The organism is Pseudomonas sp. PWP3-1b2 (assembly GCF_049896045.1).
GTDB classification, from domain to species: Bacteria; Pseudomonadota; Gammaproteobacteria; order Pseudomonadales; family Pseudomonadaceae; genus Aquipseudomonas; species Aquipseudomonas antarctica_B.
Genome location: NZ_JAFCTN010000006.1, coordinates 17,057 through 32,522, shown reverse-complemented (window position 1 = coordinate 32,522; position 15,466 = coordinate 17,057). Strand labels below are relative to the sequence as shown.

Sequence of the window (15,466 nt, the reverse complement as noted above, 5' to 3'; positions counted from 1 at the left end):
AAAAATACACAACTAGCGTACCCAATAGGTACCAACCTACCGTTTTTGGCTTCACTTATTACTTCCCATATTAGATACACCACCACTGACAATTTCAGACAATACAGAACCTGTCGCCACACCTGAGGTTTCGCTCGCCGTATTTCCTATTAATAGTTTCAACTGCCCCGTGATCACACTTCCGGATTTATAGCCTATTGCAGTGCCTAGCACAGAGCCCAGCAACGAATACTTCGCCTCCTCGCCCTTGATTACACTGCCCAAATAAGCGCCACTCAATCCGTATCCTTGAGTCAGCCAGAACCCTCATCAGGATTGTCAGGCGGCGAGAATGGATTGAGGGGAGTGCTTGAGCGAGCGCTCTGTGTAAAAATCGAATAGCCTGCATGGGTTCGGTATCTCCGTTTTGTGTGGTGCAAACCAGGTTGCCGCCTCATGCAAGCCTCTTCGATAATTCCAACTTCTTGATTTTATATAAGAAAAATCGGGGATTTTTCAGTGTTTGATTTCGATTACTTACTAATTTTCTATTTTTATAGTCATCAAGGAAAATTTGTATCCACGAAATTTCTAGCAAAATCTTCTGCGTCTATTTGTACGCCAGCCTGCGCGAATTTTTCCGAACTCACGCGCCACACTTCTTTTATTTTCTCCACCAGGGATTCCGGGAAATCCATCTGAGAGGCGACGATATCACTCCAATTGCCTTGCTTCCCATACAACTCGTGCAACTTGGGCGCCAGCGCACTTAACGCCGCGCGCTGCTCCTCTGTCAGCTCATCGATGGCTGAAAGCACGTAGCACTCCAGTAGCCGGAGAAAGGGCTTCCCCTCATATCGATTCATAACGGTTCTCAAATAAAATCCGGGTGAACTTGCAATTGCTGCAGAAACTCTTCGAAACTATCGGCAAGTTGGGTGCGCTCTGAACCTTCATGTGAGTAATACCAGACAGAACCGGATGGCGAATTCAGAGAGATATAAAACTGGCTCCCCCCTCCGTCGCGCCCGAGGGGCAACATGAATGGCCCCAACACTTGAGCCCAGTCATCGAGAGCCTTTTCCAGGCTGTCGGCGGCCGAGCCCCCTAATGAATAAAACCAATCAACACCAACGCTGGCATCTGACGAGGCGTCCAGGAAAAAACTTCCGGCTTCAGGATGCCCGCCGTTGGCACATCGGATGAATTGAAGATAGCTCTCTGGAAGCCTACGGCCCAGCCGAGCCTCAAGGGCGTGAACGCTGGACTCATCACCGCTGAAACCCACGCTGGGGCGTCCCCCGACATTGATGTTCAACTCAGCAATATTCATTCTTTCACCTAATTTTTGGGGGCGCCTCTTGGAATTGCCCATTCGGAATATCCACCCGCAGCCCCCGTATCGGGATGCAACACACGCCACCAGGGAGAGCCCGGGAAAATAGGGGTCAGACCACTAATCTATGTCTTTGTATTAAATTGTGGTCTGACCCCATTTTTGCTTGGCGCTGCGCGGCACGAAAAGCGTAAACAGCTGCTGGCCCAGACCGCCAATTATCCTTATTTTCTCCCACAACGGTTCGACGGAACCTGTGCGATAGCACCAGGCGTCTCCAGCCCGGAGAGCAGTCGAATCACGCCACCGCAATACCCGTCTTGCCTCTGTAAGTACGCCTCGTAATCTTTACCCGCTTCAGGAACAAATACACGTGCATCTGGAACACAAAACGCTTCACCGGTAACCATCTTCATCACTACGACAGACGGCACACCCGCAGGGATCACAAACTCGGCATAAGACTCGCCATAGCTCAGGTGATCGCTCCTCCAGGAAGCGGGCATTCCGATACTTCGTTTGGTGTGTTGCCCCAAGGTGGAGTTGACCTTGTCCGCAACGGTGTAACCGTAGGCAAAAAGAGGTTCTTTACTCGAAGCACAGTCTTGTCCGGGGTTGCCGGCAACAGGCAAACCGTTATTCCCAAAAAGACGAATGCGTGCGGTGGTTGCCTGATCGTAAGGTATGGGCTTCTCATAGCCAGTGACACTACAGCCACTCAGCAACAGCGCAGAAAAGAGGGTAAGCAAAAAGATCTTCAAGACGACTCCTAGGCTCACATATCAAGCGGTTATGAGTGATTTATTGAACAGCTAAATCTCATAGGAAAATAGGGTCAGAACACGATTAATAAAACTAACGTATTTATATAAAAACACAGTTTTCATCCGAATAAAAATACGCAGACCGATTATTTCCACGCCGTATAATATGCAATGCAATATCGGGCAGTAAAACTCTAGGACAGCGAGCTATATAAACCCCATAGCTGGATAAGAATTTACAGCTTAGCCACATGATAACAGGCCAGCAAAATAGTACAATTACAAAAAATAAATCACACTTTTAAAAGAGCAACTCTGCTGAACTCTAAAATACATATAAGCGCCGTCTGGCACCTATTTTTCCTACCCTGTTTCATCTATCAACTTTTGTCACATCAGAGCAACAACCAAATCTTGGAATTTTTTCATAATTTCGAGATGGTTCAAAACTTGATCTGGCCTCTTCAAGCTCATGAGGATTAAACTTTTCTCGCCTAATAACAAGGCCGCCCTCCTTATTGAAAAAGTAAGACTCCCCACCTATGACCTCGTCTCCATCCCCTTCAAACTCACGATGAGCCGCCATAGTCAAAAATAAATTATCCGCATCTGTTACTTGAAATTGGTAGGTCAGATATTCACGACATTTCTTATCTAAAAATCCGACACCCACCATTCCTTTATCTATGGAGAATTCAACAAAGCAAGATGGCGCAGAGTCCGACCCAATAAGAGCCGTATATGACTCACCCGAGAGATGCCTAGAGTGTGCCAGAGATTCATCCATTGGCGCTATCGCAAACTTCTTCATCCGAAACCAAGACCATTAGTAACTCTAATTAAAACCCCGCCTTGTTAGCAGATTGTAAGATGGCCTTTGGAATTACTCCATTCTGTGGAGAAACCTTCAAGATAACAGCATCACCAACTCAACTTTTCCCCTTGAGGTGATTTCGCCACGGTACAAGCAAACCGTCCAGCAGGACTCGATCAATAACACCGTCCTCAATAGCGCCAACAAAGGTAGTATCTAACTGAAACTCAAAGGAAAGATTTTGATTTTCAGATAGTTTTTTTTCGGCACCTACCAGCGCCTCTACGTCATCTAGGTTTTTTGAGTCCATCTCAATAGGAAGTATGTTTGGCGGCAAAGCCGAATAAATTTCTAAAAACCCACCTACAACTTCCGCGCCACTCTCGCCTATCTCGTCAATAAATTTCGGCGGAGTAACGCTCCATATTCTTGACGCGGCAACCTCATTCACAAACTGCTGCACATTAGATCTAATCGACTTGTCCAAATCCTGAGCCACGTAAAAAATTAACTTTTGCTTCGCAAGCTCTAGCGGTATGGAATGCATTACTCAGCTCCTTTCTTGAGAGGGTATGCCGGGAGAGCTGACCCTGGACCGCCCGGATTATATCTAAAGCCTCCTGGCATATGCGCGTCCAAATGCCGTGTATCAGGCAGTGGCACAGTAAGTGGCGAACCCTGGACATGGTGCATAGGAATTCTCTCGCCCTTTAGCCCTGCATCTTCAGGAAAAACCTCAACCCATGCATCGTCAACTTTCAGTGTTTTCCTTTAGCTATCGCGGCCTGATTTTCAGTACTTAAGATTTGACCATATCCAAGGTCATCCCAGTTATCACGCAGTGCTCTCCAGTCTGCGGCATTTGTACGAACAACACCTGTCCGAGTAGTACCAGAAGTAACAACAGGCACAGGAGGCACGACTTCGCCCGTCGCTTTTGCGCCATTAAATCAGGCCAAGCTCTCGCAACTGCCTCTCACTCGCAAACTCTAATCCACCGTTCTCAACCCTAGATCCTTCTGAATAATGGGAGTACCCACAGACATTACACTGATAAGCCAGCAATCCATTGTACTTACCTATAAACGCGCGCATTCCCTCAGACTCACATCTGGGGCATTGCTCATCAACTTCGACAGTTGCCAGCTCCTCAATCGTATCGCGTAAGAATCTCGCAATAGAATCTTCATCTCGAGTCTGACGTTTCAAAACAATACTCTTGAAATTAATTAAATCACTTACCTTAAAGGAACAGTATTCAACTGGAATATCCCTCTCATCTATTTTTGCAAGGATATGAACCTATAGCCCAAAAACGGCCCACCGGTAAGATGCTTACGGTTACTTCTCATCCAAAATAGTATTACTTCAAGAACTTGCCTCGAAGGTGTTTCGTCACTTAGAGTTTCCACTACCGACTGGAATTCATGCCATATTTTTAAGGGTAGAGTATGCATCAGTTGCCCACCTTAACCGGGAAGTTTGTAATTAAACTCCCTGCTTTATAGGTGAATACCTTTATCACAGACGTAGGAATGCCGCCATCCTTCAATGTAGCAGTACCAATAGCCCGACCCACATCAACTGTTCTTACGAATTGGCCATCTGGCAGCGCTACAACCGGGGACTTTACAACAGAACTGCTCTGTAGGATGCCTTTCAGCTCATCTGGAGCAATGGTAAATACGGAGCGCGAGTTGGAGATTTCTCTATCGAAATGCCCATCTATAACATGATCGAAACCCGCAGATACGGGATTGCCGTTATCACGAAGAGGGGTCGTTTCCGTGCGGCCATTGGCAATGTTTACACGCGAGTTTACTCGGCCTGGGATCTGAGTAGCAGCTTCGCCTGTCGCTTTTGTACCAACTAACTTCTAGCTCTTTACTGCTTCAACCCCAGCAGGTGCTTAAATGGCCCTTCATCTAAATCAAGCCCCATATCTAGAATCAGCAGAACAGCCTCTCTATATTCTTCGTCCGTTATAGAAATATCATATTCGCAAATATGATCGCACAATATCTCAAAGGCTAGGTTCTCTTCGCTATACGCGACATAATCCAAGGCGCCTTGGAGAAGATCGGAATTTAATCGACCTTCAAATTTTTTCCCAAACCTAATGATACGATCCGCAAACATAAATCCTACTTGATTGGTTTGTAAGGTGGAATTGGAGCATCATCAGGAAATGCAGTAACAACCTTTCCTGTAGCCGGCTGATATACAACTCGCATTCGTACGCCATCACGAGTTTCATAAGCGACCCATTTAGCAGCATCTCCTTTAGCTGTATAAGCGCCACCGGTTCCAGTTTGCGCGTACCACTTAGTGCTCGGAGATGTCGTGATATCGCCGACCGCGTCAACAATCTTATCACCTGACCAACTTTCAGGAAAAACTGTCTTCCCTTCCTGTCCCGGCCACATATGTCCACCACTGCCTGGATTATCACCGTACAGAATATGTTGCTTTGCTTCAGGAGAAAGAATGTCAACGTAATCCTTCCCAAGTCCTTTTGCACCTAACCCCCCGCTAAAATCTCCAGCGTTATCTACAACGTTGCCATTAACTGTAGTAGTTCCCGGAGCATAATCTCCTGACAGCTTCCCGCTATAGGCCCCCTCGGAACTAACCCATACAGGCGCGCCCGTTGTAGCTCTTGCCGCCCCACCTAACTCCGCCCTGACAAACTTCGCCGTCACTTTTTCAACGATCAAAGCACCGCCCTTCACGGCGCCGCCGGCACCCGTCACAAGCGACGCCACGTCCACTATCAGCTTTCCAGTTTCCCGTCCGGCGTTAAACGACCCGGCTGGCCCAGCTCTTTCATACTCCTCGTTCAACTTATTAATGCGGTCAATATATGACTGTTTAACGGCGTCCGACACATTTCCCAGTACATCCCCACTGTTAAACAGTGAGCTCAACGATTTATAGGTTTCTATCGGGCTGCCAGCAAGATCTATGATGCCGTTAACGGTATCGACCAACCCTTCAGGGACCCCAACCAGCGCTCCTGCTCTAAAACTGATGTCCTGACCCTGGTCGACAAGAAACCACTTCGTATCGACGCCAGCTCTACATTTACCGGTCGCGCACGCCGCTTTTTCCTGATTTTTCTGAGCTTCTTGTTGTTCGCTCAGATAGTTGTTCTGAACCGCATTAGTCCCAGCCTGCGCCCCCGTCACTGCACCGCTCAGATCACCGCCAGCAATGCCTCCGGCCAGCCCCGCCGCCAAGCTCGACAACGCTGAAACCGTCTCTTTTTGCTTCTGCGTCAGATCATCCGTGGCCGTCCCTGGATAAAGCTGGTGAGCAATGAATTCGCCCGTCGCAGCCCCGGCACCGCCTGCCAGTGCAGAGTTGCCTTGCGCCTGAGCCACTACCGCTCCCAACACGGCATGGGCCATGGTATTGAGCGCAGTGTTATCCCCAGTCGTTTTCTTGATGACTTGCGCCAGATACGGCGCTGATGCGCCCGCAATGGCTGAACCGATATCGCCCCCAACCAGCCCTTGCAATGCCGCCGTTACGGCCTGGGCTACACGCGGGTAGTCACCGCCCACACCGTAGTCAGCCATGACTTTTTTGTACGCATCGCTGGCAGCGATTTGTTTGTCCGTCGGCTGATCATTGCCTTTCCTCTCCAGTTCTTTGCGACCCGCCTCTTTGGCGTTGAGCTCGCCTTGTGTGTGCACAATGTCGACGGTTTGAGCACCAATATCCGCAATCAACTGCACCTGCCGCAGGCGCTTCTGCTCTTTCTCCTTATCGAAGATGGGGCTGATACTGCCGTTGGCGTGTTCAACATCGTGGCTCAGCGTTGCCACGTCCTGCTGCTGTTTGGCAGGGTCGCGGATGTCAAGAGTGCCGTTGGAAATCGCCGATGAGGTGGTGCCGCTGTCACTGTCGCCATGATTGAACGCGATCAAGGTGCCGGTGGGCATGTTGCTGATGAACCCGTTGGCGCCATCGCTGCCACTGCTGACGCTGGCACTCTGCAACTGACTTGAGTACTCAGCCTTGTTCTTTAAAACGCTCCAGCCGAGTGTGCCGGTGTTCAGGCGGTTTTTGTCCGGCGTGGCAGTGCTGGCGATCACGCTGCCATCGAGTTGGGTGTGGTTGCCTACATCAATCTGGTAGCCGCCCTTACCGCCGAACAGGCCGGTTTGCTCCTGCACACTCGTATAGTTGGAGTCGATCTTGCTTCTGCTGATGCTCAGGTTTGCACTGCCACCGCTGCCAATGATGGCAAAGCTGATGCCCCCGCTGACATCCGTCTGCTTGGACTTGTAGTCATCCGTGTCTTGCAGACTTTGCAGCGTAAGGTCACGACCCACATCGGCGGTAATTTTATCTGCGCTGACCTGCGCGCCCTTCAGGGCGGTGTCTCGCCCGCTGATCAGGCTGACCTGTTTGCCCGCGTCGAGGGTCGTTTCCGTCCAAGTGGTGCCGGTGCCCTTTTCTTTACCAGTGCCCTTGTTTGCATTGGCGAAGATACTCAGGCCACTTTCTTCGGAACCCACGCCCAGGCTGATGCCAATCGCACCGCCGCTGCTGTTGTTTTTGCCATCGAGTTTTTGATTATTCGCCGCAGCGTCCAGGAGAATATCGCGCTCCGCCGCAAGCCGCATTTCGTTACCGGCTTGCAACTTGCTGCCTTGAACATGGATATCGCCTGCTGCTCCAGGCGTACCGTTACCGTCCGCCACGATGGTGAGGTCGTTGCCGGCCGTCAGGCTGCTGCCCTGGCTGAGGGTCTGCTCCTGGGTCTGTTTGGAATCGGATTTTTGAGAACCCAGGGAGAGGCTGATCCCCACAAACTGCGAAGCATTTGCGCTGTTCATGCCGCCATTCTGCTGAGCCGCTTGCCACGCTTGCACGCCGGTCAACCCCGCCTTCACACCTTGCAAAGCCGAGAGGCGGCCGTCGTCCTCGCTTTTGGCTTGCTTGGCAGTTCGGTAAGCGGAGTCCACCGCGCTACCCACGGTGCCGGACAACGCCAGAGTCAACCCACTGGTCTTGCTCTTGGAGGTCTGCTCGCTGCGGTTGTTGTTCTCGGAAGCCAGGATGCTGACATTTTGCCCGATCAGGCTGATGTCCTTACCGGCAACTACGTCAGAACCTCTGATGGTCAGGTCTTTACCGGCCTGGACGTCCACACTGCCCAGCACACTGCCGATATTGCTGGCCCTGGTAGTTTCAGTGCTGCTGGTGGAGGTGGTCTTGTTGCTGCTTGAGCCCAACGTCACGCCGATGCCGCCGCTGCTCATCAAGCCCGATTTTTTGGTCGAGGACGAATGGCTTTGTTCAAAGGTTTCCGTCGCCCCATCAATCACCACATTGCGCCCGGCAATCAGGCTGGTGGCATTGGTGGAAACCACGTCGCTGGCGGTAGTGCCGATGTCCCGACCGGCACGCACGACCACGGTGTCAGCGCTGATGGAAGAGCCCTGCTGGCTGATCTGGTTACTGCTGTCGATGCGCGTTTTCTGGCTGCTGGACAGCAACCCTTTGCTGGTTTTGGTTTTGCGGTAATAGCTGTAGTCGGTGTCTTGCGCGGCGTTCAGCGCCAGGTCATTGCCTGCGTACAAGTAGGCTTCCTTGCCGGCACTCGCGCGACTGGCGCTGACCACGATGTCGTTGCCAGCACTCAGGGAAAGGTTCTCACCGGCCACAAGCGATGTACCCACTTGCTGAACGTGATCTTCCTGGCTGGTGACCTTCTTGGAATTAGACGCCGAATGCTGTTCATTCGCCGCCGACGTCAGGTTCAAATTCCCCTTCGCCACCAGCGCAAGATCACGTGTGGCATTAACCTGACTGCCAATCGCACTGATATCCCGCGCAGCCACAATCTGGAAGTCTCGCCCGGCCTCCACAACGCTGCCGTACTGGGCCGCGCTGCTGCTGCGTGAGTAGGTGCTGACGATATTGGCGTTGCGCTGTTCGGCGGTGGCCAGGTTTACGTCGCGCCCGGCCTGGATCCGGGTGTCGGCGCCGCTTTTCAGCTCGCCGCCGGTGCTGTTGACGTCACGCCCGGCTTGCAGGGTGAGGCTGTTGGCGGCTTCGATGCGCGCGGCGTTGTCGACGAAGTCGGTGCGTTCGGTGCGGTAGCCGCTGCTGCTCTGGTGGCTGGTGACGGTGCGTTCGTTGAGCACGTCGCCGTTGATGGCGCCTACGCTGACGTCGCGCCCGGCGATGATGCCGCCGGCGCGGTTGGTCAGGCTGTTGCCAGCGAGCAGGTCGAGGCGGTTGCCGGCTTCGGTGAGGCCGCTGTTGACCATGTTGCGCCCGGCGCTGGCGGCGAGGTTGTTGGTGGCGCGCAGGGTGCCGACGTTGTTGAGGTCGGTGCCGGACACCAGGCTCAAGTCGCTGCCGGTGATCAATGCACCATTGGGCGCCAGGCGGTTGTTGGCCTGGGCCAGGTAGAGCACGGGCACCAGCACTTGTTGGCCGGCGACGGTGGCGTTTTCCATCCACACGATGTCGTGGGTCAGGGCCGCGACTTGTTCGGCGGTGAGGCTTACGCCCACCGACAGGTTAAGCGCCTGCTGGCTGCCGTAGGCGTTGTCCATCAGGTACTTGAACATCGCCATATCGCTGGTCTGGCCATCGATGAAGCGCTGGCCAGTGCGGGCGATCACGGCTTGCTGGATCAGGCGTTGTTCGTAGAGGCCGTCACCCAAGCGTTTTTGTGCCTGGTCCGGGTTAAAGCCCAGTTTGGCCAGCAGGTAATCGGAACTCAGGAACTGGCTGAGGTTGGTCAGCTGCGGGTTGGTTTCGATCAGGTATTTCTGCGGGTTGGAGACAAACTGGCTGTCGGGCAGGCCTTGCACACGGTTGACCACGACGCCATCGGCGGAGGTGCTGCTAACGGGTACGCTCGGGCCACTGGCCGGCGCACGGTCAACGGTGCCGCCACTCAGGGTCCAGCTTTGAGGCGCGGTGCTGCCGGGCGCGCTGGCGCTTTGGCCACTGAGGCGGAACAGGCCGCCCTGCCCGCTTGGCAGGGTAAAGCCGGGCAGGCTCAGCGGGTTGATCTGCTGCTGTGCCAAGTCAGGCGGCAGTTGCTGGTTGAGGGTGACGCGGGTGGAGTACCCGGCGGCGCCACTGGCACCGGTGGCGCCAGTCGTGGTTTTGGCACCTGCGCCAATGTAGTTGTAACCCAGGCGCACCACGCTGTTGTCGATACCGGCTTGCGCCTTGACGTCCACCGCGCCAGCAGCCTGAATCACGGCGGCGTAGCGTTGATCATCGCTGGCGATTTTGGTGACTTTGCCGAACTGGGTGTTCTCGCTCTCCATCATGCCGATGAAGTTGGCGACGCTCGCTTCCAGGCCGCCGAGGTCATTGGGGTTGTAGCCAGGGCTTAGATACCAATACTTATTGGTCAGCGCGCTGGCGGCATTGAACCAGCCGCGCGGATGCTCGGTACGCTCTGAGGTAAAGTTGCGGTAGGTTTCGGTCTCGCCGGTTTCGATCCCGGTGTTCACCAGGTTGTTCAGGCGCGCGGTGAAGTTGCCGCCAGTTGCAATTGAACTGCTGCTGTTGAGCAGGTCGCCGCCGGCCAGGGTCATGTTGCCGCCCGAGGTAATGCTCGAGCCGGCACTCGCGGCAGTTACTTCCAGCTTGTCGCGGGTCACCACTTCCCACACATAGTTACGGCCCGTACCGCCGGCATGGCAGTCACCGGCGTTAACGTGCTTGATGCACGCGCCTTCAGTGGCGGAAGCGGTGTAGACGCCTGCGTCATTGACGGTCAGCACCGCACGCTCATTTTTGATCGTGCCGGCGCTGAGGCTCAGGTTGCCGTCGCTTTGCATACTCGACGAGCTATTGATGATGCTGTCGGCCCAGCCGCCCTGGCCGTCGCGATCGACGCTCAGGTTGCCCATGCTGTAAATATCGCCGTAGCTGTTGTTCAACGACGCAACGCGCAGGCTCATGTCGGCGCCGCTGAAGATCAGGCCGTGGTCGTTGAGCAGCGCGCCAGTGGTAGCGGTGAGTGTTTGCCCGCTGCCCAAGGTGGCGTAGTTGTTGAGCGTGCCCGCGTTAACCACCAGGTCGGTGGCGGAGGTCAGGCGACCATGGTTGTTCAGGATGCCGCTGATGGTCGCGCGGGTCACGCCACCGCCGGCGATGCTGGCGGTGTCAGTCAAGTTCGCCTGAGCCGCCGTGAGGTTCAATTTGCCCAAGCTGCTGATGCGCCCGCTGCTGTTCAAGTCGCCGCTCAACGTCAAGTCAAGGTCGCCGTCGCTGGCGATAAGGCCGTTGGTGGACCAGTTGCCGCCGCTGCCGATAAAGCGCCGGGCACCGAGCAATTGGCCGGTGCTGGTCTGGTCGAGCGTATTGACGTTGACCGTCAGTTGCCCGGCCTGGATCACGCTGCTGTTGGTCCAGTTGCCCAGGGTGATGGTCAGGTCACCGCGCGTCACCAGGCTGCCGCCGACGTCGTTGAGGTTGACGGGCGCAATACCAAAGGTGCCAGTGCCCACGTGCAGTACGTTACCGCCGAGGTTTTGCAGGCTGCCGGCGTTCAGCGTCAGGTTGGTGTTGGCGGTTTCCAGCACGCCGTTGCGGTTGTCGAACACGCCACCGATGGCGAATTCCGTGGCGCCATCGGCGCCCAGGGCACGCAGGCGTCCGGTCTGATTGTCGAGGCTGGCCGCGCTCACCTTGAGCGTGGATTCGCTTTCGATGATGCCCAGGCGGTTGTTCAGTGCGCCGCTCAGGTCGAGGTCGATCTGCCGGGCGGCGATTTGGCCATCGTTGTCGCCGCTGTTATCGAAGTCGTGGCCGACCACGCGCATCAGGCCTTTGGCGTACAGCCCGCCGTTGCGGTTGTCGAAATTGCCGGTGGTGACCAGGCCGTTGCCGCCTTGCGCAGAAATGCGCCCGCCATAGTTGTCTACGGCACCGGCTTGCAGGTCGAGGGTTTGCCCCTGCATCACGCCGCCCTGGCGATTGTTGTTGAGGTCGTAGCCGTTGCGCAGCACGCCGACGACACGGGTCTGGAGCAAGGCCTTGAGGCTGGCGAGGGTGCCGCCCCGGTTATCGAGGCTGACGGCTTTGACATTCAGGTCACCGGCCTGGGCGATCACTTTGCCGCTCTGGTTGTCGATGGCGTCAGCCACGTCGAGGGTCAGGCCGTTCTGGCTTTGCACGGCGCCTTTGCCATTGTCCAGGCGGTTGGCGGTGAGCGTGAGGTCGGCGTTCTGGCTGTAGATCAAACCATCGCTGCCGTTCTGTACCAGGCCGCTGGCAGTGATGCTCAGGCGGTCGTTGGCGGCCAACGTGCCACGGTTGCGGTTGTCCAGGCCACCGGTCAACAGGGTCAGCAGCCCCTGGCTGGCGAGTTGACCGCCCTGGTTGTTGATCTGCGCCGCGCGGCTGATCAGCAGCGGGCCACCGCTGGCCAATTTGCCGTTGGTGTTGGTCAGCGTGGCGAGCAGGTCGAGGGTGGTGGCGGTGCCGCCGCTGATGCTGCCGGCGGTGTTATCCAGGTTCTGTGCGTTCAGGCTGAGCGCCGCAGCGCTGTCGATCACGCCGCCTTGGGCGTTGTTGAGCAAACCGCCCACGGTGAGCGTCTGGCCGGCGGCGCTGGACAGCACGCCGTTGGCGCTGTTATCCAGCTCGCCAGCGTTAACAGTGAGCGCTTTCTGGCTGACCAGCGCGCCCGCGCCGCTATTGAGCAGGCTGCCGGTCAGCGTGGCATTGAGGTCGCCGTAACGGCTCGACAGTGTGCCGTTGTTGCGGTTGTCCAGGTTCGCGCCGCTGACGGTCAAGCCCTGCCAGCCGGACATCAGGCCGTTCTGGTTGATCAGCGTGTCGGCCTTGAGCACCAGCAGGTTATTGCTGATCAATTGGCCGTTGCTGTTGTTCAGGGTGCGACCGTTGAGGTTCAGGGTCTGCGCACTGGAGAGTTCACCGCCGCTGTTGGTCAGGTCGCGCAGGTGATTGATGCTCAGGTTGCCTGCGGTGGTGATCAGGCCACCGGTGTTGTTCAGGTCGCCGGTTGCCGCGCCGAAGTCCAACGCAATCGCACTGCCCAGCAGCGAGCCGCCACTGTTGTCCAGGGCCGCGCTGTTGAGCGTTAAGGTGCCAGCGGCGTTAATCAGGCCTTTATCGCGATTGACCAGTTGGCCAGCAACGTTGAGCAGGGTATCGCCACGGCTGGTAACGGTACCGCCGCGGTTGTCCAGACTGGCAGCCTGGGCATCCACCGAAGCGGCGGCAATCATGCCTTTAACGTTGGCCAAAGCCTGGCCGATGCGCAGGGTCAGCGCGGTATTGCTCAGTAATTTGCCGTCACTGTTGTCGAGGTTGTCGGCAGTGAGTGTGAACGCCTGGGCACTGGAAATTTCGCCGCCCTGGTTGTGCACGTCCTTGAGGTTATTGAGCATCAGCAGCGGGCCGTTGATCAGGCCGCCGCCGTTGTTGAACTCGCCACGGTTGAGGTCCAGGGTCAGGCTGCTGGCGCCTGTGATCTGGCCACCTTGGGTGTTGTTCAGGTTTGACGTGCTGATGTTGGCGCCTTGGCGCGCGCTCAGGGTGCCGTTCTGGCTGTTGTCCAGGTTTGCGCTGTAAACGTTCAAGGTGCCGTCAGTCACCAGGCGCCCGCCTTTATTGTCCAGGGCCCCCGTGTTGGTGATGGTCAGCGGTCCGGCGCTCGACAGCGTACCGGCGCTATTGACCAGAGTACCCGTCGTGACAGTCAACAGCCCTTCGCTGCTGATCAGGCCCTGATTGCGGTTGAGCAGTTGGTCAACCGTGAGTTTCAAGCCGCTGCCGGCAATCACCAGCCCGCCGTCGCTGTTATCCAGTTGCGTGCCGGTGACCAGCACGCCCGCCCGGCTCGACAGCTCGCCGTTGCGGTTGTCGATGTTGGCCACATTCAGCTGCACACCACCGATACCGGCAACCAGACCTTTCTGGCGGTTATCCAGGCTGTTCCCGGCAAGGGCGACGGTGCCCTGGCTGGTAATCAGCCCGTTCTGATTGTTCAGCGCGCCTGTATTCAGGCTCAGCGCCTTGCCGGCTGTGACCAGGCCGGCGACGTTATCAAGGGTCGCGACGGTCAGCGTTGCCGTGTCCAGGCTGGAGACTTCACCGCCATGGTTTTGCACATCACCTAAGGACGCAGTCAGCGCGCCATTGCTGGTAACCAACCCGCCTTGCGTGTTCTGCAGGCTGCCAGCCGTGATGTTCAGGCTGTCGTTGCTGAGAACGCGGCCGTTGTTCTGGTTGTTGAGCGTGGTGGCGGTGACCTGTGTGTGCTGCCTGGCACTCAGGGTGCCGCCCTGGTTGTTGAGCGTTTGGGCATCAACGGTCAATGCACGGCTGGCGGTGACGCTGGTGCCAGTGTTGTTGAGGGTCTTGGCGCGCAGGCTCACATCACCGGCTGCGTTGCGGGTGTTATCGGGGTTAACGCCGGCTTCGATGATGTCGCTGTTGGTGAGCGTGCCGCCGCTGGACAGTGCAATGCGGTCACGTGCGGCGAGGCTCTTGCGGTTGGTCAGGTCACCTTGGGTTTGCACGTCCAGCGTTGTACCGGCGTACACCTTGTCGGTGAGGTCGACGCTCTGCGCAGTCACCCGGACGTTACCGGTGGCCGCCGCTTGCGCCATGCTCAAATGCCCATTCGCATCGAGCTGAATATCCCCACCACTGGCCGCCAGCGTGCCGTCGAGCTTCACGCCCACACCGGCTTCGGTGCCCACCAGTTTGATCGCACCTGCATACATGCCGCCCAGGGCCGACGAGTCGATCGCCAGCTCCGGTTTGGCGCTGCCGTCGTCGGCGCGCGGGGTGGCGGTCAGGGTTTTGGCATCGACGTCGTTGCGACCGGCGATCACCGCCAGTTCGCGGGCGTTGATCTGCGCGTTGATCTTGGCCGAGCGGGTGATGATTTCGAAACGGTCGACGTTGCTCGCATTCAAGCCTTCGCCGTCGATGGTCACCGCGCCGCCGTCAACCTGGTAGCGCTGCAGTTGGCCGCTGGCATCGAGCACCGGTTTGCCGGTGGTGAGGGTCACGTTGGGGGTGTTGATAAACCCGCAACCGCTGCACGTGACGCCGTACGGGTTGGCGACGATGACCTTGGCCGACTGGCCCGCCACTTCGGTATAACCGCGCAACTGGCTCGGGCTACCGCCGTTAACTTCGTTGAGGATGACGCTGGCCGCGCCGCCCTTGAGGTTGGGGTTGCCGACGATGTAGCCGCCCAACTGAGTGTTCTGCACCGCACCGGTGGCGTTGTTGAGAATCACGCCGTTGGGGCCGACGTTGTAGTCCTTGAATTGGTTGTGGGACAAGCCACTGCCATTGGGCGTGGCGATGTTCACCACGGGCACGCCATTGCCGGCCTGGCCGACGGTGGTGCCCGGCGCACTCACCACGATGCCGTCGGCTTGCGCCAGCAGCGGCTGCCAGAACAACGCATTGGCGAGAATCAGCACCAGGCCGCGCTTGGGCAGACCGAAGAACGAGTCCCGCGGCTTCAGCGCAGCAGAAGGTTGGCGTGCCAGAAAGGCAAAGTGGCGAATATCCATATTCAGATTCTCGGTGCCG

At 56.4% G+C, this 15,466-nt stretch carries 8 protein-coding genes; all 8 read right to left on the bottom strand.

Annotation, left to right across the window (positions count from 1 at the left end; genetic code table 11):
• Window positions 1-51: 51 nt before the first annotated feature.
• The 8 genes from ACP7A2_RS05800 to ACP7A2_RS05765 all read right to left on the bottom strand — a co-directional run bounded on the left by ACP7A2_RS05800 (window position 52) and on the right by ACP7A2_RS05765 (window position 15,447).
• The gene (locus tag ACP7A2_RS05800; protein ID WP_426133454.1) at window positions 52-279 is read right to left on the bottom strand and encodes a hypothetical protein; all 228 of its coding nucleotides are present in this window, start codon (window positions 277-279) and stop codon (window positions 52-54) included.
• A 263-nt stretch (window positions 280-542) separates the two neighbouring features.
• A complete protein-coding gene (locus ACP7A2_RS05795; RefSeq protein WP_426133453.1) occupies window positions 543-797 on the bottom strand; it encodes a hypothetical protein in 255 nt (84 codons plus the stop codon).
• A 56-nt stretch (window positions 798-853) separates the two neighbouring features.
• Window positions 854-1,312: an SMI1/KNR4 family protein gene (locus tag ACP7A2_RS05790; protein ID WP_426133452.1), complete on the bottom strand. Its 459-nt coding sequence runs from the start codon at window positions 1,310-1,312 to the stop codon at window positions 854-856.
• A 227-nt stretch (window positions 1,313-1,539) separates the two neighbouring features.
• Window positions 1,540-2,076, bottom strand: a complete 537-nt coding sequence (locus ACP7A2_RS05785) for a hypothetical protein (RefSeq protein ID WP_426133451.1) — start codon at window positions 2,074-2,076, stop codon at window positions 1,540-1,542.
• 376 nt (window positions 2,077-2,452) lie between these two features.
• The gene (locus tag ACP7A2_RS05780) at window positions 2,453-2,890 is read right to left on the bottom strand and encodes a lytic transglycosylase (RefSeq protein ID WP_426133450.1); all 438 of its coding nucleotides are present in this window, start codon (window positions 2,888-2,890) and stop codon (window positions 2,453-2,455) included.
• Window positions 2,891-3,008: 118 nt separating this feature from the next.
• A complete protein-coding gene (locus tag ACP7A2_RS05775) occupies window positions 3,009-3,440 on the bottom strand; it encodes a hypothetical protein (protein WP_426133449.1) in 432 nt (143 codons plus the stop codon).
• 1,337 nt (window positions 3,441-4,777) lie between these two features.
• Entirely contained in the window at window positions 4,778-5,032 is a 255-nt protein-coding gene (locus ACP7A2_RS05770) for a MafI family immunity protein (RefSeq protein WP_057009905.1), read from the bottom strand.
• A 5-nt stretch (window positions 5,033-5,037) separates the two neighbouring features.
• Window positions 5,038-15,447, bottom strand: a complete 10,410-nt coding sequence (locus tag ACP7A2_RS05765) for a hemagglutinin repeat-containing protein (RefSeq protein ID WP_426133448.1) — start codon at window positions 15,445-15,447, stop codon at window positions 5,038-5,040.
• Window positions 15,448-15,466 lie beyond the last annotated feature (19 nt).